The organism is Mesorhizobium sp. WSM1293, assembly GCF_000513875.1.
Lineage (GTDB): Bacteria > Pseudomonadota > Alphaproteobacteria > Rhizobiales > Rhizobiaceae > Mesorhizobium > Mesorhizobium ciceri.
Map to the genome: position 1 here is coordinate 23201 of NZ_AZUV01000024.1, position 23029 is coordinate 46229.

The window sequence follows — 23029 nt, forward strand, 5'->3', positions numbered from 1 at the left end:
ATAGACGCATTCTCATGCGGTCGCCCGCCTTGATCCGCCGTCGAGGAGTTCCTGAAGGTCCTCTTTTGGCACCGGTCTTGAAAGCAAAAAGCCTTGTAGCTGGTCACAGCCGAGCTTGCGCAGATAATTGCACTGGCTCTCGGTCTCGACCCCTTCCGCTGTGGTGCTGAGGCCAGTCGCGCGAGCCAGGTCGATAATCGCCTGAACGATGGCCTCGTCACCGTTCGAGCCGCCAAAGCCCTGCACGAAGCTTCGATCGATCTTGATCCTGTCCACTTCCAGGCTCTGCAGTCGGCCCAATGAGGAAAATCCCGTACCGAAATCGTCAAGCGCAAAGCGCACCCCGACACTGCGCAACGCTGCCATGTTCTGCTGGCATTCGGTGGGGCGCTGGGAGAGCGTGCTTTCCGTAACCTCCAGCTCGAGCCGCCGTGGATCCATTTGCGTTTCCAACAAGATGCTCGTCACTTTCATGGCAAAGCTCGGATTGTTCAGCTGCAACCCCGATACGTTCACTGCCAGGGTCTCGATCGGCCAATGCACCGCGTCAAGGCAGGCCTGGCGCAGAACCAGCTCGCCTAGAACTTCAATGAGCCCCGTTTCCTCTGCCAATGGTACGAACAAGTCAGGGGCGACCCAACCACGCTCTGCGTGCGACCAGCGCGCGAGGGCTTCGACGCCCGTCATCCTGTTGGTGTCGGCGGTGTAAAGCGGCTGATAATGCACCCGGATGTGGCCGGGCGTTTGCAGCGCCTTGCGCAGGTCCTGTTCGAGACCCTTACGCTTTGCCAGCGTCTGGTCCATCTCGGGTTCAAACAGAGCATAGCCGCTGCGACCGCCGGCTTTGGCGTGATACAGGGCGAGGTCGGCTTTCCGCACCAACTCGACCTGGTCCACCCCGTCCCTGGGAGCAAGAGCTACGCCGACGCTCACCCCGACAAAAACCTGAACTCCGGCGACCTCGAACGGCCGGCGCGCGGACTCGATCAAGTGCTCGCACAATGTTTTGACCTCATTCTCGCCTGCGACCGCGCGCTGGATGATAATGAATTCGTCACCGCCCAGGCGCGCCACCGTGTCCACCTCCAGGGTCAGCCGCCTCAGCCGGTCTGCGAACTCCCTGAGCAACTCGTCACCGGCAGGGTGGCCAAAGCTGTCATTGACCTGCTTGAACCGGTCGAGGTCAAGATAGAGGATCGCGAGCTGCTCGCCCGTCGCGGGCAGCAGTGTCAGCGCATCAGCCAAACGACTGTTGAAATGGCCGCGACTGTGCAGCCCTGTAAGCAGGTCGTAGTGGGCCAGGTGATAGATGTGATTCTCGGTCTCAATCAGCCTCAAAGTCCGCCGGCGCAAAGCGGCCAGAGCTACAATAATTCCGCCAAGTACCAGTCCGAACACCGCCACGAGTGTTGGCACCAGTTGAAAAAGGACAAACGCCCCGGGCCGATATGGCTGCCACACAAAGAAGCCGACAGTCGAACCAGAGCGACCGACGAGGGGATAGGACGCCTCTTCAGAGCTAAGCATGTTTGACCAGGAGAAGTGTGCGTCGTCGAGCAGATAGTCTTGGCGCAAGGAGGCAAGCAGACTGCCGTCCAGATAGCGAACGGCAACGTGTAGGAATTCCTGACCTGGTACTTGTGCAATGTGGCCGCTGTCGGAAACGACTGGCTTGATGCTGACAATGGCAGGATGGCCGGAGATGACGACCATGTCGGAAGCACCTATCGTGAGCACCTGCTCGGTGACGCCGTCGGTGTCCCCCTGTTTCAGCCTCGCCCTGAGGTTCTCCACGAGAGGCGCAGTGGTCGGGCGTATGGATTGATAGCTCGCCGGATCCACCGCCGATCCATCGGCGAATGCGTAGACTGGCGCGTCCTTCGGATCGAGAATGTAGACCTCATCGTGGCCGAAATACGTGTGCATCCAGGTGCCGAGATTGGTGTCGACCCATTTGGCATCCTGGCTCCGCAGGGCGCTGACCGCGTCGTCCCAGACGGTGACGCTCTCCTGATCGTGGGCTATTCCGCTCTCCAGCTTGGATATGATCAAGGCGACCAAGCTTTTCTGCCGCGACACGGCAACACCATCGGACTGGGTCGCCGACCACAGCAAAAGGCCTGTGGTGAGGGTCGCAACAAGCAGCGTCACGACAATGATGGGCAAAGCCGTTCGCTTGAAAAAAAGGCGACGTGTTGGTTCGCCGAAATGCCGGAGCAGCGTCATGAGGCTGCTTTACGCTAAGAAAACTGCTGGACCGTTAAAGGCGCGGCATCAGGCAAGCTGCAAGTTTGAAAAGGCCAGTTCGATAGCCCGGCGTTGAACTGCCAAGGAACAAATTCGCCGCGCGCGCGTTCGAGAGCGGCCTTTGCGGGGACTGAACACGAATGCTACTCGCTTTGGGGAACGCGCTCTCGACGACGGTTATGGCCGGCAGAAGTGGGGGTGCGGAAATTTTCGGCGTGGTCGATCTCAGCACTAAAGCCGAGGTAAGGATCAACGCGATGAATTTGGGAATGGCAATTCAGTTCGTGGCCAATGCCTCGGTGCTCGGTTACGATGTCCGTTCGGCGATGGTCTTCTACGGCGAACCGGGAACGCCAAGCCTCAGGGCAAATGACTGCGATCGATTGTGGGCGCAATTTGGTGCCGCGCTCCTTCGCCCATAACGCCGGACGCTTTTGGCTATCTTCAGCTGTCTGGAGCTAACAGCCCATGCCGCGCCACCGGACCGTCGGATTATGAGATCTGAGAGACCTGACGAGAAATTTGCTTTCGGTCACTTCACCGGCACGCAGAGCCGGTCGGGCACTTTGGGGACAAGGGTGGCGGTGGGTTTGCCGATGCAAGTGCAGTGTGCTCGAGCCAATTCGCGACTGGGCGCCGGTTGAACCGCTCGGCCTGCCTGCCTTACCGCGCGAGGCATGACCTTACCCCACGGCCAACCATTTGCGCGATTGGGCAAACGCCGTGAAGGCCTTGGCGTCCATTGGGCGGCCAAAAACATAGCCCTGCAGAATATCGCAACCAAGCTCCTTCAGGATGCGCGCGTGATCATTCGTCTCGACACCCTCGGCAATGACTTCGATGCCGAGCGATTTGCCGATCTCAATGATCGACGAGACCAGCTGACGCTGCGGGATCGACTGGGTGACGGGCGTGATCAGTTGGCGGTCGATCTTGAGCCGGCGCGGCTGCAGCTTGAGCAGGGACACGATCGAGGCATGGCCGGTGCCGAAGTCATCGATTTCGATGTCGATGCCGAGTTCCTTAATGTGCTCCAGGTTCCAGGTGACCAGGTCGTCATTCTCATCGAGGAAGATGGACTCAACCAGCTCAAACGACACCGTGCCCTTCCTGATGGCAAGCTTGCGCAAGCCATCGATCAGATCCTTGTCCTCCAACCGCTTGGCGGAGACATTGACCGAGACGTGCGGGATCTTGAGACCGCTGTTCGACCATTGGTCGAAATTCTCAAGCGCCTGTTCCAGGACAGCGCGATCGATGATTGCCACGACGTTGAGTTCTTCGGCCACTTTGAGATAGCTTTGTGGGGCCAGGATGCCGCGTTCGGGATGCTTCCAACGCGACAACGCCTCGACCCCGACGATCTCAAGTGTCCTGGCGTCGAACTGCGGCTGATAGTATGTTGTGAATTCGGCGCGCTCCAACCCGCCCAGGATTTCGTCGGCAATTTGCTTGGTCCGCACGATCTCGCTTTGCAGCTCTTCGTCAAAGAATTCGTGTCGGTTGCGACCGCTTCCTTTCGCCCGGTAAAGAGCGAGGTCGGCGTTGACGAGCAGTTGCTTGGCGTCGGTTCCGGCGGCAATTCCGATGCTCACCCCGAACCGGCACGGGTTGCCCTGAAAATCGACCGGTCGGCGCATCTGCGTGATGATGCGGTCGCCGAGCGCGGAAAGTTGCTTGTCATCACGTCCATGGCTCACCACGACGAACTCGTCACCGCCGATGCGTGCAACAAAATCACCGGGACCCGTGTTGACCTTGATGACCTTGGAGGCGTGCACCAGCATGGCGTCACCGGCTGCGTGGCCGAGTGTATCGTTGATCTGCTTGAAGCGGTCGAGGTCCAGATGCAGCAGCGCTGTGCGGGTCCCCGTTACGCTTTTTTCGGCAAGCAACTCATCGAGATAGCGGCGGTTGGGCAGGCCGGTCAGCGGGTCGTGCAGCGCAACATGCTCTACATGCGCCTTTGCGACCTTGAGTTCGGCATTTTTCGATTCCGACAGCTGGCGCTCTCGAATGAGCGTCTCATTGAGCAGCACGTCGCTGGTGACGTCCCACTCGGCGCCGATCATCTTCGGCGTGCCGCCGATGTCCTGGAAGAAGGCTGCGCGCGTGCGCACGTGGCGCGTGGTACCGTCCGCTAGCAGGACTCGATATTGCGAAGAATACGGTCCCTCCCTCTCGGCGGCCGCGTCGAACTCCTGGCGCGCCCTGTCAAAATCTTCGGGATGAATGGCCATCGCCCAGTCTTCATAACCGCGCGGTTTGCCATCGGCTGGCTTGCCGTAGATCTGGTTGACGCGGTCGTCCCATAGCAGTTCTTTTGTGGCCAGGTCGTGCTCCCACACGCCAATTCCAGAAGCTTCCAGGGCCAACTCAAGGCGGCCAGACAGACGTCTGAGCTCGGCATAGTTTTTCTGTCGTTCGCCGAACAGTCGCCCGGCCACCAGGATCGGCAGCACCACCAGCGCGCCGGCAAAGGCTATGAGCCCCCGCAACATCCACGCATTGTTCGGAATGGCCGGCCAGCCTCCCTTCGGTATAGCCGAAATCAGCCAGGAGCCCGAAGGCAGTTGCACATCGGCCGACACCGGCTTGCCGGCGAGGACATTGTCTCCCCCGAAGAATTTTTTGCCGCCACCGCCAAGCGCGTCGGTCCCCGTCAGGGCGACATCAATATCAATCCCGGGGTCATTCAAGCCGCTCGCCGCGTAAAGCTGATCGACATCGATGACAGCGGAGAGGATGCCCCAGAATCGGCTGCCGCCGCCCGCCGTCGGCACAAAGACGGGAATGCGCCCGACAAAGCCCCGCCCTCCCTGGGCCAGGTCGACGGGGCCTGCCAACACAAGAACGCCGAGGTCTCGCGCGCGAAGCGCCGCCGTCCGTTGCGCCTCGCTCTTGCGGTAATCGAGCCCGATCGCCTTCTGGTTGCCTTCCATCGGGTACATCAGCGAGATGACGAGATCGGGCGCACCGGCGATGTTGCGCAGTTGCGATCTCTGTCGGAACAGGTTGCTTGCCAGGGACGCAAATCTCTGCTGTCCCATGTACGGCTCTGTAACTATGGCCGAGACGAGGCCCTGAACAAGCTGGAGATTACCGTTTACATTGCCTTCGAGCTTGGCCCTTATGATGTTGACCTTGGCCTGGACTTCGGCGCGCGCGAGTTGATCGGACACTTTCGTGTTCTGCAAGTCCGCAAGGACCGCGCAGATCACAAGCACGGCCAACGCAATTGCCGCCGGCAAGTTGGCGGTCGAAAAAACCGCCTTTCTTGCACCATCAAAGTCAAAATCCGTTCTGCCCGACCGGCTCAATTGCGTTTCCTTGACAAAAAGCCCATCGGCCAACGTAGGATGAACTGTTTAAATTTGGACTTCCAATCTGCATAAAAGCTTCTGGTCTGTGCCACCAAGTTTCGAAAGGCTGCGCTTGGGCGCTGCGCGTAGTACCGTTGGGCCTGTGCCGGCCAGTCCTGCTGCGCCGAACAGCAGGGTCGTCCTGCTCGGGCGGAAGAAGGGTAGGGAAAGCGAGACGGACAGCCTGGGAGAGGGGAGGGGCGAGATCGACATCAGGAAGATGGATTAGCCTACTACATGCTGTCATCGCTGGTTCGCACCGGGTCATCCGTCCATCTTCTGCTATGATCCCGACGCCGTGACGTTCGTCACGGCTCTTACCCACAGCCCTGACGCATCCTGGCCAGTGAGCTCTAAATTGGCCGCGCTTAACGATCCGGCTCGAACCAACTTGTCGTGCTGCCGCAAGGGTGCGTTACCCTGATCCATTCGCCGATGTCAGGCTCTTCGGCGTACGGGATGGTTACTGGTCCCCACGTCTTCGCAGCTTCAACAACATTTTCGGCCTGAACCTCGGCACGTTCCACAGCTTTGCCGTCGCGTATCAGCTCGACGGTGAAACTCTGCATAGATCGCACTCCTGTCGCGCAATCATATCCCAACCTCTACCCGAAAGGAAAAATCTGTTTTTTCGAAAGGAAATAGCTTCCCAAGGTCCTCGCGGCACAAAGCAGCTATTCGCAACAAAAGGGGCCCGGTGGCCCAACGATGAAACGCATTTTGCTTTTCTTGTGCGGCGAAAGCATGATGGAGCGGGTGGCTAACAGCCGATAAATTTTACCAACACATTGATTTCAAATCATAATTTCATGTTCCATAATGTATGTTATGCGACTTCTGGATGTAGCAGTTATATAGAGATGCGACACTTGAGCAATTTAGAGATGCGACAGTCCCCGACTTTCACAGCTCATGCTCTGGCCAACTCGAAGCTGGAAAGGAAGGCTGACGACTTCACACTGCCTGGCGTGAGACCGGGCGTATTGCGGAGCCGGCATGCCTTTGATCACCTTGTCGCAAAAAAGAGCTGCATCGTCTTGAAGCCATCCAGAAGATCCGCGACCGGCGGCTGAGCGTCCAGGCGGCGGAGCTTCTTCATCTCAGCCGCAGTCAGGTTCACCGGCTGTTGCAAGCCTATGACCAGGACGGCGCCGGCGGGCTGGTGTCGAAGGAGCGCGGCCGACCGAGCAATCGGCGCCATGATGAGGAGCCGCCGCCGCCGGCCGCGCCACCATACAGCGTTTCGGTCGCTTCGGTGTTGAATGCTATCCCCTGCTTGGGATGCAGCTCCAGGTCAAGAACTGCGGACTGTGACATTGACCACGGGAACCAGCGGCAACGGTTCGCCGTCTTTGCCGGTGAGTTCCGATTCGAACTTCTGGGTGCGGATGATTTCCTCGACCTGGCTGGTGAAATCGTCATGGCGCGCATCTTCGCCACGTTCTCTATCTTCACCTCGCCCTGATACGCAAAGGGCTTGGCCTCATAGAGCGGGTGCGCGTCGACCCATTCGAAGTACTCGCAACATGCCGTCCACAGCTTCTCTGGATCGATGATGATCGGGCTGCGGCCGTGTGAGCTACGGGCCTTCCAAAATTGGTTTCCTGCGGGTGCGGGCATTTGCGAAAATTTCGACGCTTTTACAAAGTTAACCAGCGGCCGGATTCGTACGGTTTTGTGACTTGCTGGATTGCCGATCACATGGTTTTTTTCCCACATCGTTGTGTGGGAGTGCGGGCGTGGGCGACGATCAGAAGGACGGTGTTCGGGTAGAACACATAGACGGCCAATGGGCGGTGCAGATCATCGAGGATGGCGTGACCACCCAACAGCTTTTCGACAACGAGGAATTTGCGAGGAGTTTCGCAGCCGGTCAAATCATCCGGCTCAACCTTAACCGGTCCGGCCAAAGCCAAAGCGGCCATGAGGTGGATGGCCCGCGAAACCATTCGTAAACCATGCCAACACGGTAAATATTTTATGTCGAACCGATCCGGTTGCAGGAGGTTTTGGGCGGGTCTGCAACAAAGAGGCCCAGCCAATCCCTGCACCGCTTACCCATCTCGCCCGCCCTGTTGATCTCCTTCGGGATTGCCTGCGGAATTTGCGTCTAGGCGACATCGGATAAGCCAGTGAGCTTCTTTCAAGCCCAGGCGCGATGCTACCGGCGGGCCGGTGCTGTCGGGGACGATCCGCTACCGGCTGCGCACGTCGTTCTCGCGCACGGGCAAGACCGCCACCTCTCGAATTGCGGCGCCACGGGGGATCGCGAATAGCGGGCCGGCAGCCGAGGGCGACGAGGTTCTACACGATCAGAACCTACTCGAAGGAATAAGTGAAACCTTCCTTGGAGGCGCCGACGGTGACTTTGGTCATCTTTTCGCCCTCGAGCGACCGGTTAAGCACGCCGCGGCTCAGTTCCGGCAGCAGCGTGTTGGTCAGGATGGCATCGATCATCCGCCCGCCGGATTCGATCTCGGTGCAGCGGGCCTTGACCAGATCCATGACACCGTCGCCGATCACCAGTTCCGCATCGTTGGTTGCCCGCAACCGGCGAGCGATCTTGGCGAACTGGTGGCCAGTGATCGCTTCGATCATCGAATCAGAGAGCGGATAGTAAGGAATGGTCACCACCCGGCCAAGGAAGGCAGCCGGGAAGACCTTCAGCAATGGGCTGCGCAAGGCGGTATCCAGATCGTCGAGCCCGGTCCGCAGCGTGCCATTCCTTGTGCGGTCCATGATAACTTCGGAGCCGACATTCGAGGTGAGCAGGATCAGGGTGTTCTTGAAATCGATCCGGCGGCCCTCGCTGTCGTCCATCATGCCCTTGTCGAAGACCTGGAAGAAGATTTCGTGGACGTCGGGATGCGCCTTCTCGACCTCGTCGAGCAGGATCACCGAATAGGGTTTTCTGCGCACCGCTTCGGTCAGGATGCCGCCCTTGCCGTAGCCGACATAGCCGGGCGGTGCGCCCTTCAGTGTCGAGACGGTGTGCGCCTCCTGGAACTCGGACATGTTGATGGAGATCAGGTTCTGCTCGCCACCGTAAAGCGTTTCGGCCAGCGCCAATGCCGTTTCGGTCTTGCCGACGCCCGAGGGGCCGCAAAGCAGGAAGACCCCGACCGGCTTTTCAGGCGCGCCAAGCCCGGCGCGGCTGGTCTGCACGCGTTTGGCGATCATCTCCATGGCGTGATCCTGGCCGACGACCCGTTCCGAAAGCGTGGCGGCGAGCTTGAGCGCCTTTTCGGTCTGGCTGGACAGCATCCGTCCGGTCGGGATCCCGGTCCAGTCCTGGACCACGGCGGCCACTGCATTGCGGTCAACCGAGGGCAGAATCAGCGGTGTCTCGCCTTGTGCCGCTGCCAATTCGGCCATCAGTGCGCGCAATCGGGCGAGATCGGCGGCAGGATCGGCAGCGGCCTGTGTCTCCGCGTCCGTCTGGGCGGCCTTGGGCGGCTCAGTCTCTGACGACTCCGCTACCTTGGTCTTTTCTGCGTTCGCCGCTGCCGGTTCGGCATCGGCCCCAACGGTGGCCGCATCGAGCGCCACACCCTCGCCGCGCAGCCTGGCGCGCAGTTCGAGTATCTCGGCGACGAGCACCTTTTCACGATCCCAACGCTGCTGCGCCGCAGCCAGGGTGATCTCGCTTTCGGCAAGCCCGGTGTCGACGCGCGCCTGCCGTTCAGCCACCTCGATGCCGATCGCGGCCTCGCGCCCGATGATGCCGCGCTCGACCTCCAGAGCCTGGCGGCGGCGCATGATGTCCTCGACCTCGGCTGGCGTAGCATGCTGCGATATGGCGACACGGGCGCAGGCGGTGTCGAGGAGGCTCACCGCCTTGTCAGGCAGTTGCCGTGCCGGGATGTAGCGATGCGACAGGCCGACTGCTGCCTCGATCGCCTCGTCGAGTATCTGCACCTTGTGGTGTTGCTCCAGAACCCCTGCCACCCCGCGCAACATCAGAACGGCCACCGCCTCCGACGGCTCGTCGATCTTGACCACCTGGAAACGGCGGGTCAGCGCCGGGTCTTTCTCGATGTGCTGCTTATATTCGGCCCAGGTCGTTGCGGCGATGGTGCGAAGTTCGCCCCGTGCCAGCGCCGGCTTCAAGAGATTGGCGGCATCACCGGTTCCGGCAGCACCGCCGGCGCCAATCAAGGTGTGGGCCTCGTCGATGAACAGGATGACCGGCGTTTCGGACGATTGAACCTCGTCGATCACAGCCTTCAGCCGTTTTTCGAATTCGCCCTTCACGCTGGCGCCCGCCTGCATCAATCCGACATCGAGCATGCGCACGCTGACGCCTTGCAGCGTGGGCGGCACATCGCCCTGAGCGATACGCAAGGCAAAGCCCTCAACGACCGCCGTCTTGCCGACCCCGGCCTCGCCGGTCAGGATCGGGTTGTTTTGCCGACGCCGCATCAGGATGTCGACTATCTGCCGGATCTCCGGATCGCGGCCGACGACCGGATCGATCTTGCCCTCGCGGGCGCGTTGGGTCAGATCGGTGGCGAATTTCGCCAAGGCCGAATCTCCGCCCATGGTCCGCTTCGGCGTTTCAGCCGCGGGAACCGCGATGGCTGCGCCGCCTTCGAGCGAACCTTCCACGACATCGGCGAACCGCGCGACAACCACATCGGCGTCGATCTTGTCGAACTCGCCGCTGATCTTCGACAGCAGGCCTTCCAGAACCGGGGTTTTCAGGCAGGAAAGCAGAATATGGGCGCTGCGGACTTCCTCGACGCCGAACTCCAGCGTCGCGAGGTTCCAGGCTTCCTGGATTGCATGGAAGATATGATCGGAGAATTCCTCGATCGAGGTTGCGCCATAGGGCAACTTGTCGACGGCACGGGTCATATCTGCCGTGAGCCGGCTGGCATCCAGTCCCGCATCGGCGATTATCATTTGCACATCGGAGCGGTCGGAAAGCACCAGCTGCTCGATGAAGTGAACGAGTTCGACGTAAGGATTGCCGCGCAGCTTGGCGCTATCGGCCGCGGCCTTGAAGGCGCGCACCCCGACAGGATCAAGCTTGCCGACCAGTTCCTTACGCTTGAAGCTCTGCGACGACCGGCGCTGTTCCATCGAACGTGCTCCTGCAATCTGCCAGCCGATAAACTGCCACAGATGCCGCCACTTGACAAAGTGCGTTGTGGACGAGGCCTCAATGCCTGGTTCAGCCAGCTTCCTCGTATTGTGGAAGTCTTGCACCACCGGCTGCAAACAACAGCGGAATTGCGCGCCCTGCGCGATGCATTTCTCATACGGATTGACAATTGCGCCACGGAGTTCGGTACTCATGGCGGTGTTCAGCTTCTGTTAATTTTGGAGCACTCGTTGAATTGTGGTAAAGTGCACCGGTGTGATAACGTAAGGTCACATAAGGTTTGAGGGCCTTCGCTGGGGGTTGGTGTGATTGATCTCGCACTCTGGCTTTCTTCGCTAGACGGTGAGAATCCGTCCGGGGAAGATTTGCGCAACGACCCGGCTTTCCATGAGTTGGAGCGCCTGACCGAAGCCCAACTCAAGGTCGTCCACGACGGCAACAATAAGGCCGGCTCGCAAAGCACGATTCCAGTCGACTGGCCCGCTGTGCTCGCAAAGGCGGAGGAATTGCGCGCGCATGGCAGGGACTTGCGCCTGCTTGTCATCGTCACGCGCGCGCTGGCCAATGAAGACGGGCTGGCCGGATTGGCGCAAGGTCTGACGCTGATCGCGCAGACCTTCGATCAGCATTGGGACACCATGCATCCGGCTATGCGGCCCAACGCTTCGCCGCGCGATGCCGCCTTGCGCCGTATCAACGCGCTGATCGACCTGCAGAATGGTCAGGACGGGTTGTTGGCGAATCTGCGGCAAATGACGTTCTTCGCGCCGCGCGCAATCGGCCCGGTTCAGGGCAAGGACCTGGAGAAGGGTGCGCTCGACGATCGCGTCATGCTCCAGGAAGCCGCCTCGGGGCTGAATGCGGCGGAAAAAGCGCAGCTGGTCAGTGCGCACGGACAACTCTTGAATCGGGTGCGTGCCGCATGTGCGGCACAGATCGATCAGGCCAATGCGGAGATGGTCCAGCTCATCGCCGACGCCCGGGCGACGATCACGGCACTGGATGCGCTCGAGACTGCGCTCAACGCTCGTCTCGAGGGCAGCGGCACTCCCGTTCCGGACTTAAAACGGTTCCTGCAGCGTTTGCTGACGACACTTGAACGGAATTCAGCGGCCGGCGCGGTGACGAATGGCGCAGCCACGCAGGCGGTGCCGACGGAACTGGCAACGCCTGCTCGAAACGGTCATGGAGCCGATGCTATGGCAAGTATGGCAAGCTATGCGGACTCGAGCACGGGACTCCCCGACCGGATCTCCTCGCGCGACGACGTGGTGAAATGCCTCGACCTGGTCGTCGCCTTCTATGACCGTACCGAACCGTCGAGCCCAATTCCGCACCTGGCTCGGCGGGTCCGTCGGATGGTGCACATGGATTTCGTTGAACTGATGGAAGATCTCGCCCCTTCGGGGCTGAAGGAGTTCAGGCTGCTGGCCGGCGTTCCCGATGCCAAGAAGACGGCTCAGAAGGATGAAAGGTAACAACACATGCCAGCCGAAAGCAAAGCCAAGGTCATCGAACGAAATCGCGCGCCGCGGGTGCAGATCGCCTACGATGTGGAAACCTACGGCAGCCCGACGACGATCGAACTGCCGTTTGTCATGGGCGTGATGGCCGACCTTGCCGGTGCTTCGCAAACCAAGGAAGCGTCAAAGTCGGTGCTGGACCGCTCCTTTGTCGAGACCGACGCGAACCGCTTCCCAAAATTCATGGAGGCGCTCGGCCCCCGCGTCAAAGCGCGGGTGAAGAACACGCTGCCGCAGGCCGAGGGCCAGGAGCGTGACGAGGAACTGGCGCTCGATCTTACATTTTCCAAGATGGGTGATTTCGCCCCCGACAAGATTGCCGAGCAAGTTCCGCAACTGGCCGAGATCCTCAAGATGCGTCGACAACTCGAGGAATTGCTCGGCTTCATGGATGGCCGTGTCGATGCTGAAAAGCGCATCGCGCAGCTTCTGAACAACGAACCGCTTCTTGGCAAGATTGCCAGCCAGGCGCTGGCCGACGACGACAAGGTTGGGGAATGATCATGGCCGAACAGCAAAAGACCGCCTCAGTCGCCGCGGAGGCCGAAGCCATAAACCTCGATGAATTCAGCGGACTCCTCGAAAAAGATTTCAAGGTCAAGAAGGACGACAGCGAGAAGCTGCAACAGCTCGTGCGCAATCTCGCGCTCGCGGCGCAGTCCCGTTCCGACACCACGACCATCTCTTCCAATGCCATCAAATCGATCAAGTCGCTGATCGCCGGCATTGACAAGATGCTGACGACACAGGTCAACGAAATCCTGCACGCGCCGGAAGTGCGTGAGATGGAAGGCACATGGCGAGGGCTGTGGTATCTCGTCAACAACACCGAGACGGATCAGAAGCTGAAGATCCGGGTGATGAACATCTCCAAAGAGCAGCTGGCCGATACGCTTGAAGACTATGAAGGTCAGATGTGGGACCAGAGCCCGATCTTCAAGAAAGTCTACACAGACGAGTATTCGATGCTTGGCGGCGAACCAATCGGCTGCGTGATCGGCGCCTACGAGTTCTCCAATCACCCACGTGACGTCGGCCTGCTGCGCAACATCTCCGGCATCTGCGCTTCCGCGCATACGCCGTTTATCGCGGCCGCTTCGCCGCGCCTATTTCGCATGGACAGCTGGCAGGAACTGCCGAACCCGCAAGACCTGCAGCAGATCGTCTCCAACCCCGCCTATGCCTCGTGGCAGTCGTTGCGCGAGAGTGAGGACGCTCGCTACATCGGCCTGACCATGCCCCGCGTCCTGGCGCGGCTGCCCTACGGCACCGATACCGTTCCGGTGAAGGGTTTCACCTTCGAGGAAGAGGTGGAGGGCGATCACAACAAATATGTCTGGATGAACGCCGCCTTCCCGATGGGCGTCAACATCAACCGCAGTCACAAGCTTTTCGGCTGGGGCACGCAGATCCGCGGCGTCGAGAATGGTGGCACGGTGCTCAACCTGCCGGTGCATAGCTTCCCGACCGATGATGGCTCGATCGCGATGAAATGTCCCACGGAAGTCGCCATCGACGACCGGCGCGAGGCGGAACTGGCCAAGCTTGGCTTGATGCCCATCCTGCACCGGAAGAATACCGATCTCGCGGCCTTCATCGGAGCACACTCGCTGCAGGACGACGAAACGCGGGCGGGGCGGCTGGTCGACCCCGATGCACAGTCGAACGAGCGGCTGAGCGCCAACCTGCCCTACCTGTTCCCGGTCTCGCGCTTTGCGCACTACCTCAAGGCGATCGCGCGCGACAAGGTCGGCTCGTTCAAGGAGCGCGCCGACATGCAGATCTGGTTGACCGAGTGGATCAATCGATACGTGCTGGCCAACCCGGCCTTTGCCGACGACAAGGCGCGCGCCAAGCGCCCGCTTGCCGCCGCCGAGGTCCAGGTGGACAGCGTGGAGGGGCGGCCGGGCTATTATAATGCCCGCTTCTATCTGCGCCCGCATTACCAGCTGGAGGGCATCAATGCGTCGCTCCGACTGGTCTCGGAACTACCGTCCGTTAAGACTTGATCGCAGCAACGACAACCTGGTTTTTTGAAAGCGGTGGAGAAACACAATGCCGACTACGAAGATTGATGGCTTCCTGAAGGTTCCCGATATCAAAGGCCCCAGCACCCGCGACGGCCACGATGACGAGATTGAAATCCATGGCGTCGACTACAAGATGGTCGCACCTTATGATCCCAATTCGCTGTCACGCCGTGGCCGCGTCTCCATGGGGATGATCAAATTCACCAAGCACTACGACAAATCATCGCCCTATCTGAAAAAGGCTTTGTTCGAAAACAAGGCCCTTGATGAGGTGGTGTTCTCGGCCCGCCGGACCATCGATGGCGAGACCAAGGATTACCTGGTCGTTACCCTCACCGACGCCTCGATCATGGAATACGACATGTCGCAGGCCGAGGATGAGGAAGACCTGATCCAGGAAGAGGTCAGCTTCGCCTACAAGAAGATCAAATTCGTCTATGACGGCAATGATGAAGCCGAAATGGATGTCTATGTCGGCAAGTGAGGTTCGGCGACCCGGCGCGGGCATGCAGCAGACCACTGGCAGCTTGCGGGCGAAAAGCGAAGCCGTCCAGCCGTCGCTTTGGGATCGTCTCGTCAATGATCTGCCGGGCCTGACCTCGGAAATAGACGGGCTGCGCCATGTCCTGCTCGACGAGCTTGGCGCGGACCGTCTCGACACACTCGTTGCCGGCAGCACGCGTGCCATCGACGCCGATGTGGTACTGACACCGGATCAGAAACGCCGTCTGCATCGGTTGGCCGTTCAGACCCAGCACCGCGTCGAAATCGAAAGCCGTGGCGTGGTGGTATCGGCGCGCGTGCTCAGGGAAGCGGTACGGCGTGACATCGAGGCGCTCTTCAACACAGAGCGCTTCGAGGCGACGCCGCTTCTTTCCGACCTGGAAAATGAACAGGTTGCGGACAATCCCCCTTCGCTTGCCGATTTCCCGGAGGTCCGCCGCAGCGTGGTCAATTACGGCGTGCCCTCCTTCTCGGGCCGCTCGTCGCGCGACTTCGATCGCGAGGTGTTGGCACGTGAGATCCGCATGGTGCTCGCGACCTTCGAGCCCCGCCTGAAGGAAAGCGCAACAAAGGTAACGGTCACGCTTGGCGACAACACCGTCGGCCTGAAGATCGAGATAGACGCCGTTCTGATCATGACCCCGACTCCCGAACGCATGCGCCTGCGCACCACGATCAATCTCGACAACGGTTTGGCGCGGACCGAAATTGGGGAGGCCTGAGATGGATCGGGTCTTCGTCGAATATTACGAGGAGGAACTGAGCCATATCCGCGCTCTTGCATCGGAATTCGCAGACATGCATCCGGCGGTGGCGCGCAACCTTTCCCTCGATACGGTGCCGTGTCCGGACCCATATGTCGAGCGCCTGCTCGATGGCGTAGCCTTCCTGGCCGCGCGCACCCGGCTAAAGGTCGATGCCGAGCGCTCGCGATTTTCCCGCAGTGTGCTCGACGTTCTCTATCCCGATCTGGTCACGCCGGCGCCGGCAACGGCGATGGCGGTGCTGAAACCCGGCCAGCAGGTCCAGACCATGCTGGCCGGCCACGTCGTCAAGCGCAACACACGGCTGGTTTCCAGCCTGCAGCCAGGCCTGTCAACGCGCTGCATTTTCTCAACCGCCCAGGAAATGACTCTATGGCCGATCGCGGTCACTTCGGTCAGCTTTTTTCAGGACCGCAGTGCGATGGCGATGGCTGGCATAGGACCGATCGGCGGTGTCAGCGGCGAGTCGGCGCTCCGCCTCACGCTGGCCAGGACCGGAAAAGGCAAGCTCGACGAACTGGCTCTCGACCGGCTTGACCTCTATTTTGCCGGACGCACCAAGGCGCCGCTACTGTTCGATGCGATTTTCGGCGCCTGCGCGGCCACAGCAGCGCGACCGGAAGGCAAGACCAACCCGCTGTCGCCGTTGCCGGCACCCGAGATGATCGGCATCAGCGACGACGAGGCCTTGATGCCGCGCACCCGCCCGACATTCGAAGGATACCGGTTGCTGCGCGAATACTTCATGATGCCCGAGCGTTTTCACTATGCACGGGTTTTGGGATTGCAGCCTGTCGTGCGCCAATGCGCGGCCGGACTCGAGATCATTTTCCTGTTCAAACGCACGGTTCCCGAGCTGGCCGATCTGACGCCGGCCGACTTCGAACTTTTCGCGACACCGATCATCAATCTGTTCGAACGCGAGTGCAACGTCGTCGAAGTCGATGAACGCAAGACGCGCCAGGTGTTGCATGCGGACCGGACGCGGGCGCGTGACTTCGAAATCTACCGGGTCATCCGCGTCGAGGACGCCGACACGGAAGGTAACGACGCTGAAATCCCCGAGCTCTTCAGCCTGGGTCAGAACGGCGGTAGTGGTTGGGTCTATTCGACCGAAAGGCGCCCTCGCCGCGCGATGGAGGAGGAGCGCCGCGAAGGCCTGACGCGAACGTCCTATACCGGGGATGACGTTTTCCTGGCCGTGTCCCGGCCGCTCGTAAGGCCGGCGACCCGGCCGCTGAAGCGGCTCGACGTGATGGCGCTTTGCACCAATCGTGATCTGCCGATCCTCGATGACAATCCGACGTTGACGTTAGAGGCCGGCGACCCGGTCGAAACCGTGAGGCTTCTTGGCGCCTTGCGTGCGCCGCAGCCAGCTATTCCTGCGGCACTGCCTGCTGGGGCCGACGGGGAATCGCGGGCCGATGATCTCGCCTGGCGGCTGGTGGCGCAGCTCGCGCTCAACTTTCTCAGTCTTGCCAAAGAAGGCCGCGGCATCGATCCCCTGCATGCGCTACTCGACCTTTATGCCGATCGCGGCGATCCAAGCCTTGCCCGAAATGTGCATTCGATCGTGCGTATCGACTCGCAGCCGGTCATCGAACGTCTGCAAATCGATGGACCGATGTGCTTTGGACGCGGTACCGAAGTCACGTTGCATGTTGATCAATCGGTCCTGGCCGGCCAAAGTACCTTGCTGCTTTCGGCCTTGCTGGCGCGGTTGTTTGCTCGTCACGCCGGGATAAACGGCTTCGTGCGAACTCGCACGCGGCTGCTGCAGAAGCAGGAGGATGTGCCATGGCCGATGACGCCCGGCAATCGCTACCTGATCTAGACACGCCCGGCCCGAACAGGGCCGAAGGTCTGTCCGAGACGTTCGACTTTTTCGAACTGCTGCGCCGCCTCGAACAACGGAACGGTCTGTTCGGCCATTCCGGCCGTCCCGACCGTGAGCCGGCACGGCTCGGCCAGCATGTACGCCTCGCCTTTTCCGCACGGGACCTGGTTGTGTTCCGCGAAGCCCGCGATGCGGCACCGGCCCGGGTCACGGTGGCAAATTTTGGTCTGCTGGGACCCGAGGGTCCAATGCCGCTGCATCTGACGCGCTGGGTGCTCGACCGGCTCTCGCAACGCTGGTTCGCCGGCGCCGAGGCACAACTGACCAGCGACACGACGTTCGTCGACTTCGTCAACATTCTGCAGCACCGTATGATCGCCCTCTACTATCGGGCGTGGGCGGATGCGCACCCGGCCGTGCAGGCCGAACGCGCGGTCGGCGGGCGCGTTCGCGCCATGCTTGAAGCCATGGCCGGGATCGGACTTCCCGGCACGCAGGACCCCAATCTCGATACGGTGAAGCTTCGCCAGGCGGCTTCGCTGGCCAATCAGGTCGACGGCCCGGAACGGCTGACGCTGTTCCTGGCGGAAGCGTTCAAGGCGCCGGTACAGATCAAGGAGTTCATCTCCGCCTGGATAACAGTACCAACCGGTCTCCAGACCCGTCTTGCAAAGGCCTTTGCAGGGCTCGGCAAGGGCGCGACGATCGGCCCACGCGTTTTCAGCCGCCAAAGCAGGATCGAACTGCGTGTCGGCCCGCTGGGGTATGAGGAGTTCAAGGCGTTCCTGCCTGGCGGCGAGCGGCTCAAGCTGTTCAAGCAGGCCGTTCGCGACATGGTCGGGGAGTCGCTCGACGTCGATCTGCGCATCGTGCTTGCGCGTGAAGCCGTACCGCCGCCCCAAATCGGAGCGGTTCGGCTCGGGCGGACCGCCTGGCTTGCGCGACCCATCGAAAGGGGCGATGCTGACGACATGCGGCTGCGGACAATCGTCGGATGGCGGCCGGAAATGACGGGGGTCGCGGCATGAGCCTGCTGCTGACACTGGAGCAAGGGCCACGCACCCAGGCGGTGCGGCAAGCCCGGCTTGACGAGGGTGAGCTGGTGATCGGCCGCAGCGCGGACGCGGGTTGGCAGATCAACGATCCCGACATGTTCGTTTCAAGGGCACATTGCAAGATCTCTGGCGGGCGAGATGGATATTTCGTCACCGACACGTCGAGCAGCGGATTGTTCATAAACGACTCCGACAGCCCGCTCGGTGCCGGCAAGTCGACGCGCCTTCAAAGTGGCATGCGGCTGAGATTGGGCGACTACGTCGTCCATGTCGACCTGCAAACGCCAGCCACTCAAGCACCAGCGGCCGGCCAGCCGGTTTCGGAACGCGCGCCGCCAGCATCCCGGGCCCCGGTGAGCATCGGTCGCGATGACTTCTTTTCCGCCAAGGTCGAAGAAGAGCCGCGACGGCCACGTCCGGCCGATCTGCCGAACCCTTTCGAGCAGCCGGTTGCGGGTGCATTCGAACGTGCCAACTCCGACCAGCGCCACTCGGCCGCTTTCGATGACCCGTTCAGCCTCGATCCGGTTTCGACGCCGGTGTCGAAAAATCCCGCCCCTTATCGCGAACCGGGCGGCGCGGCGAGCCAAGCGGACCCGTTCAGCCTCGACGCGGTACCGTCCCCCGACCGCGCAGCCCAAGCCGCCCGTGACAAGCCGTCCGGAACCCATGATGACTTTGCTTTCGGACCAGCCGCCACGCTCAGTTCGGCGAACGGCGCCAGTTCGATCGAACAGCGCGAGCGCATCGCCCAGCGATCCCAATCAGCCAATCCCTGGGATTTGCCGGTGCAGCCCGCAGCTACCCCTGCTTCACCACGTGTGGGTGCTGCTCCCAAAGCCGCCCCGGCGCTGGGTGCGGCGCGGCCGGAGGAGATGGCGCTTCGCGCCGCATTCCTGCATGGCATGGGTGTCGAGGAAGCCGATTTCCCCGGACGCGACAGCATCGCGGAAATGGAGAAGTTCGGTCGCGAATACCGGATGATGATGGAAGGCCTGATGCAGCTTCTGCGCAAGCGGGCCGAGGAAAAGGGAAACGCGCGCGTCGCGCAGACCATGGTCGGGGCCTCCGAAGTCAATCCGCTCAAGTTCCTGCCGACCGTCGACGACGCCATCATAACGCTTATCGCTGAGCGCAGCCCAGGATTTCTCGGCGGTGAAGCGGCAATCACCGATGCGGTGCGCGATCTCGCGCAACATCACGTACGCGCCTGGCGAGGCATACAGACCGCCATGCGGCGGATGATCGACCGTTTTGACCCGGTAGTGATCGAGGAAGAGCTGAAATCGAATTCCGCGATCGGAACCCTTCTCTCTGGGGGGCGGGGCGCCAAGCTGTGGGAACTTTACCAGAAGCGCCATCGTGAAATCGCCGAGAGTGCTGAAAAGAGCTTCCTTGGCGAAATCGGCGCTGATTTTCGAGATGCATATGAGGAGGAGTGAGAGATGATTGATCGACGTGAATTTGTTGTTGCCTTGGGCGCGACAGGGTTGCTTGCGGCTTGCCAGAGTGGTCCGCCGAAACCATCGGTGATCACCGTCAACGTAAACGGCGGTGCTGGCATGAACCCGGGACCAGGCGGCGGGGACCGGCCGGTAACGATCCTGGTGATGCGGCTGAAAAGCACCGGCAAATTCAATTCCGCCGACTATTTCGCGCTGCAGGGGGATGCCGGCACGGCGCTGGCGGGCGATCTCATCGGATCCGACCAGATTTCCGTCGGGCCGGGAAAATCCGCATCCAAAACCATCACGGTCGAGCCGGACGCGACGGCGCTGGGCTTTGTTGCTCTGATCCGCGAGCCCGGCGGCCGGAACTGGCGGACAACCAAGTCGGTGTCGTCGGGATCGAAATTCACGATCAACGTCACGCTTGGCAGCGGCGGCATTTCCGCCTAGCGGCAAAGGGCAAGGGGAGCTCGATGCAGAGAGTAGCGGCATGAGCAATGCAAACAGGGTGCTATGGTCCGAAGGGCTTTTCCTGCGGACCCAGCATTTCCAGCAGCAGGATCGCTTTTTCGAGGCGACGGTGCGCGGCGCGTTGCAGGCCGGGCAATTGCATACGTTCGGTTTCCAACAGCTGACACTGGACCAGGCGTTGCTGGAAGCCGGCCAGATCTCGATCCTGTCCGCGCGGGGCATCTTTCCGGATGGGACACCTTTTTCCATCCCGGACATGATGGACGCGCCGCGACCGCTGCCGGTCACCCCTGACACGGGCGCCGGACCGGTCCTGATCGCCTTGCCGCTGGAGCCTCCGGGCGGTGTCGGCTTCGATCCGGCACACGCTGCCGCCTCGGGTGCGCGATATCATGGGCGGATCGTTTCGGTGCGTGACGCCGTCCAGGGCGGTTCAGACCCTGAAGAAATCGAAATTGCCCGGCCGCAGGCGCTGCTGCTCGCACCCGGCAAGTCGGTCGGTGGCTACACGGCCTTGCCGATAGCCGACCTCAAGGGGATTCGAGCCGATGGCGGCGTCTCCCTGGACGAGACCTTCCTGCCACCGACCTTGGTTACGGGCGCCGTGGCCTGGTACCGGCAATTGCTGCTGGAAGTTGTCACCGGCCTCGACCAGATCGCCGAGGCGCATGGCAAGATGGTCATGGGCGGACCTGGGCGCAGCGTCGAAGATTTGCTGATGCTCAATCTCGCCAATGCGGCACGTCCGCGGCTGGCCCACATGCTGGCTCAGGATGTGTTCCATCCAGCCGAGCTTTACCTGGAACTTGCCGGTCTCGCCGGTTCGATGGCGACCTACGGATCGAGCGCGCGGCGGCTGGGCGAGTTGCCCGCCTACGATCACATGGCGCCTGGCCCCGCCTATTCGGCGCTGGCGGATGCGCTGCGCTCGCTCATCCTCAGCCTGCGTTACATCGAGCCCAAATCGCGTGCGCTGCCTGTCATGCGGCATTCGACCAATGTCTGGAAGATCCGTATCGACAATCCGAAGCTGCTGGTGGCCAGCCGGATCGTCATCCGGGTCGGTTCGGAGTTGTCGGAAGACGCGCTGCGCAAGATATTCGTCAATCAGGCAACCGTCGGCTCGGCCGACCAGTTCGAGGGCCTGTGGAAATCGCGCTTGCCCGGCATTCCGCTGAAACCGCTTCATTCTCAGCCGCGCGAGATTCCTTACGATGGCGATCGGTTATGTCTGGAACTGGACCAGAAAAGTGAGCACTGGGCGTCGCTGCTCGACGCTCCCGGCTTCGTCATCGGCGTTTCGGGCGTGTTGCCAAGCGAGCCGCAGGTGGACTGCTATTCGGTGAACAGGTGAGATCATGAGCCGCGATGATCCGTTCGGACTGTCGGAGGATCGCGAACGCACCCGCATTCGATTGACCGGCGCGCCGATGCCGCGGCCGATGGCGCCACCTTTGCCGAGCGCGTCGGTAAAGCGCTCCCGCACCCATCCGAACGCACTCGTCAACGCATTTGCGCCCTTGCTCGAATTCGCTCCCGAGCTTGAAAGTGCGCTGCCGCCGGACAATCCGGAAGCATTGCGTACCCGATTGCTCGAAGAACTGGTCCGGGCACGCGACACGGCTATGTCGGTCGGATCCTCAATGGAGCGCGCCGACCAGGCGGCCTGGGTGGTGGCGGCGTTGCTCGACGATCTGGCCCTGAACACGCCATGGGGCGGTGCCAGCGCCTGGCCGCGGCAGCCGCTTGTGGTCATGCTGCGCGGCGATGTCGATGCCGGCACGCAGTTCTTCACCCGTCTCGACGAACTCGAGCGCCATCCCAACCGTGATCGCGAATTGCTGGAACTGCAGTATCAATGCATGGCGCTTGGCTTTCGTGGCAAATATCGCGTGTCGGCCCGATCCGGCGACCGCTCGCTCAATGCCGTTCGCGTGGCGGCGGCACGCTTCCTACGCGATGCCGACGCCGAAGGCGCGCCACTGTCGCCAAACTGGAAAGGCGTGATCGCATCTGACGAGCCGCAGCGCTTCATCGTTCCGATCTGGGTCATGGCGCTCGGTGCGGCGGTTGCAGCCATGACAATCCATGTCGGGCTCTCGATGGCACTGAGCAGCCAGGCGGTCGAGCTCTCCGCACTTGTTCGCGCGCTGCCGCCGCCCGCGCGCGGCGACATCACCCGCACCTCGCCCAAAGTCGATGCCCCGCCGCCGGAGAAGGTGGATTTTGCGCTGTTGCCGGAATTTCAGGCCGGGGCGCCCGCCGACCTCAAATCCGCCCTCAGCGGCACCGAAAGCGTTTCGCTGGCCAAGCTGACGATCCAGGCCTCCAATCCCGAACTGTTCCAGTCGTCACGGCCACAACTGACCGAAGGCTTCGAGCCCCTGATCGGGTCGCTCGCCAAGGTGATCCTCGCCAACCAGGAGCTGATCGGAAACATCACCGTCGTCGGTCATACCGACAGCGTTCCCCTGCAAAAGACCAATCCGCTGTCGACCAACCAGCGACTGTCGGAGGCTCGCGCCCAGACGATTGCCGACATGCTGGTCCAGAACGGAGTGCCGCGGGATCGCGTCCATTCCGAGGGCCGCGCGGCCACCGATCCAGTCGCCACCGACAGCACGCGCGAGGGGCGGGCCTTGAACCGCCGCGTCGAGGTGCTTGTCGAAAAGAGGCTGTGA

At 61.4% G+C, this 23029-nt stretch carries 18 protein-coding genes and 1 pseudogene; 13 read left to right on the forward strand and 6 right to left on the reverse strand.

Translation table 11 applies throughout. The annotated features are described in order from the left end of the window. Nucleotides 1-12: 12 nt before the first annotated feature. Complete coding sequence (locus tag M729_RS0124680; RefSeq protein ID WP_050596337.1) at nucleotides 13-2226, reverse strand: EAL domain-containing protein; 2214 nt, start codon at nucleotides 2224-2226, stop codon at nucleotides 13-15. A gap of 236 nt (nucleotides 2227-2462) precedes the next feature. Between M729_RS0124680 and M729_RS0124685 the strand changes: the two genes are divergently transcribed. Then, a complete protein-coding gene (locus tag M729_RS0124685; RefSeq protein WP_245265372.1) occupies nucleotides 2463-2669 on the forward strand; it encodes a hypothetical protein in 207 nt (68 codons plus the stop codon). Nucleotides 2670-2930: 261 nt separating this feature from the next. On the opposite strand, the gene M729_RS0124690 is transcribed toward M729_RS0124685, so the two are convergent. Together M729_RS0124690 and M729_RS0124700 are read right to left on the reverse strand one after the other, a co-directional pair. Continuing rightward, complete coding sequence (locus tag M729_RS0124690) at nucleotides 2931-5567, reverse strand: EAL domain-containing protein (protein WP_027163183.1); 2637 nt, start codon at nucleotides 5565-5567, stop codon at nucleotides 2931-2933. A 410-nt stretch (nucleotides 5568-5977) separates the two neighbouring features. Next, complete coding sequence (locus M729_RS0124700; RefSeq protein WP_013525315.1) at nucleotides 5978-6178, reverse strand: hypothetical protein; 201 nt, start codon at nucleotides 6176-6178, stop codon at nucleotides 5978-5980. 458 nt (nucleotides 6179-6636) lie between these two features. Between M729_RS0124700 and M729_RS1000000137625 the strand changes: the two are divergent. Further along, nucleotides 6637-6819, forward strand: a pseudogene (locus M729_RS1000000137625) (helix-turn-helix domain-containing protein); the annotation flags it as partial. On the opposite strand, the gene M729_RS1000000137630 reads toward M729_RS1000000137625, so the two are convergent. The 3 genes from M729_RS1000000137630 to tssH all read right to left on the reverse strand — a co-directional run bounded on the left by M729_RS1000000137630 (nucleotide 6744) and on the right by tssH (nucleotide 10694). After that, nucleotides 6744-7310 (reverse strand): hypothetical protein, encoded by a 567-nt coding sequence (locus tag M729_RS1000000137630; protein ID WP_348626678.1) that lies wholly within the window; start codon nucleotides 7308-7310, stop codon nucleotides 6744-6746. The pseudogene M729_RS1000000137625 and the gene M729_RS1000000137630 overlap by 76 nt on opposite strands. Continuing rightward, the gene (locus M729_RS1000000138950; protein ID WP_164753874.1) at nucleotides 7307-7558 is read right to left on the reverse strand and encodes a hypothetical protein; all 252 of its coding nucleotides are present in this window, start codon (nucleotides 7556-7558) and stop codon (nucleotides 7307-7309) included. The genes M729_RS1000000137630 and M729_RS1000000138950 overlap by 4 nt, the downstream gene beginning before the upstream one ends. Nucleotides 7559-7928: 370 nt before the next feature. Continuing rightward, nucleotides 7929-10694: a type VI secretion system ATPase TssH gene (tssH, locus tag M729_RS0124720; protein WP_027163185.1), complete on the reverse strand. Its 2766-nt coding sequence runs from the start codon at nucleotides 10692-10694 to the stop codon at nucleotides 7929-7931. 327 nt (nucleotides 10695-11021) lie between these two features. Between tssH and tssA the strand changes: the two genes are divergently transcribed. From tssA to icmH, 11 genes are read left to right on the forward strand one after another with little or no spacing between them, the layout of a single operon-like run. Continuing rightward, nucleotides 11022-12194: a type VI secretion system protein TssA gene (gene tssA / locus M729_RS0124725; protein WP_013525310.1), complete on the forward strand. Its 1173-nt coding sequence runs from the start codon at nucleotides 11022-11024 to the stop codon at nucleotides 12192-12194. A 6-nt stretch (nucleotides 12195-12200) separates the two neighbouring features. Then, nucleotides 12201-12740 (forward strand): type VI secretion system contractile sheath small subunit, encoded by a 540-nt coding sequence (gene tssB / locus M729_RS0124730; RefSeq protein ID WP_013525309.1) that lies wholly within the window; start codon nucleotides 12201-12203, stop codon nucleotides 12738-12740. 2 nt (nucleotides 12741-12742) lie between these two features. Further along, on the forward strand, nucleotides 12743-14248 hold the full coding sequence (gene tssC, locus M729_RS0124735) for a type VI secretion system contractile sheath large subunit (RefSeq protein WP_024504477.1): 1506 nt from the start codon (nucleotides 12743-12745) through the stop codon (nucleotides 14246-14248). A gap of 46 nt (nucleotides 14249-14294) precedes the next feature. Next, complete coding sequence (locus tag M729_RS0124740) at nucleotides 14295-14753, forward strand: Hcp family type VI secretion system effector (protein WP_013525307.1); 459 nt, start codon at nucleotides 14295-14297, stop codon at nucleotides 14751-14753. Further along, the gene (gene tssE, locus M729_RS0124745) at nucleotides 14740-15495 is read left to right on the forward strand and encodes a type VI secretion system baseplate subunit TssE (RefSeq protein ID WP_013525306.1); all 756 of its coding nucleotides are present in this window, start codon (nucleotides 14740-14742) and stop codon (nucleotides 15493-15495) included. Before M729_RS0124740 ends, tssE begins: the two co-directional genes overlap by 14 nt. Nucleotide 15496: 1 nt before the next feature. Then, nucleotides 15497-17371, forward strand: a complete 1875-nt coding sequence (gene tssF / locus M729_RS0124750; protein ID WP_024504478.1) for a type VI secretion system baseplate subunit TssF — start codon at nucleotides 15497-15499, stop codon at nucleotides 17369-17371. After that, complete coding sequence (tssG, locus tag M729_RS0124755) at nucleotides 17335-18402, forward strand: type VI secretion system baseplate subunit TssG (RefSeq protein WP_024504479.1); 1068 nt, start codon at nucleotides 17335-17337, stop codon at nucleotides 18400-18402. Before tssF ends, tssG begins: the two co-directional genes overlap by 37 nt. After that, entirely contained in the window at nucleotides 18399-19871 is a 1473-nt protein-coding gene (gene tagH, locus M729_RS0124760) for a type VI secretion system-associated FHA domain protein TagH (protein ID WP_027163186.1), read from the forward strand. The genes tssG and tagH overlap by 4 nt, the downstream gene beginning before the upstream one ends. A 3-nt stretch (nucleotides 19872-19874) precedes the next feature. Then, nucleotides 19875-20327, forward strand: a complete 453-nt coding sequence (tssJ, locus tag M729_RS0124765) for a type VI secretion system lipoprotein TssJ (protein WP_024504481.1) — start codon at nucleotides 19875-19877, stop codon at nucleotides 20325-20327. 40 nt (nucleotides 20328-20367) lie between these two features. Continuing rightward, a complete protein-coding gene (gene tssK, locus M729_RS0124770; protein WP_013525301.1) occupies nucleotides 20368-21702 on the forward strand; it encodes a type VI secretion system baseplate subunit TssK in 1335 nt (444 codons plus the stop codon). A gap of 4 nt (nucleotides 21703-21706) precedes the next feature. Further along, on the forward strand, nucleotides 21707-23029 hold the full coding sequence (gene icmH, locus M729_RS0124775) for a type IVB secretion system protein IcmH/DotU (protein WP_027163187.1): 1323 nt from the start codon (nucleotides 21707-21709) through the stop codon (nucleotides 23027-23029).